This is a genomic window from Pseudoalteromonas sp. A601 (genome assembly GCF_002165575.1).
GTDB lineage: Bacteria > Pseudomonadota > Gammaproteobacteria > Enterobacterales > Alteromonadaceae > Pseudoalteromonas.
Genome location: NZ_MXQF01000091.1, coordinates 1 through 737, shown reverse-complemented (window position 1 = coordinate 737; position 737 = coordinate 1). Strand labels below are relative to the sequence as shown.

At 56.0% G+C, this 737-nt stretch carries 1 pseudogene; it reads left to right on the top strand.

Annotation, left to right across the window (positions count from 1 at the left end):
* Nucleotides 1–171: 171 nt before the first annotated feature.
* Nucleotides 172–737, top strand: a pseudogene (lacI, locus tag B5G52_RS21805) (DNA-binding transcriptional repressor LacI); the annotation flags it as partial.

Genomic DNA, 737 nt, shown 5'->3' with positions numbered 1-737 from the left:
CATTCCTTGCGGCGGCGGTGCTCAACGGCCTCAACCTACTACTGGGCTGCTTCCTAATGCAGGAGTCGCATAAGGGAGAGCGTCGAGATCCCGGACACCATCGAATGGCGCAAAACCTTTCGCGGTATGGCATGATAGCGCCCGGAAGAGAGTCAATTCAGGGTGGTGAATGTGAAACCAGTAACGTTATACGATGTCGCAGAGTATGCCGGTGTCTCTTATCAGACCGTTTCCCGCGTGGTGAACCAGGCCAGCCACGTTTCTGCGAAAACGCGGGAAAAAGTGGAAGCGGCGATGGCGGAGCTGAATTACATTCCCAACCGCGTGGCACAACAACTGGCGGGCAAACAGTCGTTGCTGATTGGCGTTGCCACCTCCAGTCTGGCCCTGCACGCGCCGTCGCAAATTGTCGCGGCGATTAAATCTCGCGCCGATCAACTGGGTGCCAGCGTGGTGGTGTCGATGGTAGAACGAAGCGGCGTCGAAGCCTGTAAAGCGGCGGTGCACAATCTTCTCGCGCAACGCGTCAGTGGGCTGATCATTAACTATCCGCTGGATGACCAGGATGCCATTGCTGTGGAAGCTGCCTGCACTAATGTTCCGGCGTTATTTCTTGATGTCTCTGACCAGACACCCATCAACAGTATTATTTTCTCCCATGAAGACGGTACGCGACTGGGCGTGGAGCATCTGGTCGCATTGGGTCACCAGCAAATCGCGCTGTTAGCGGGCCCATT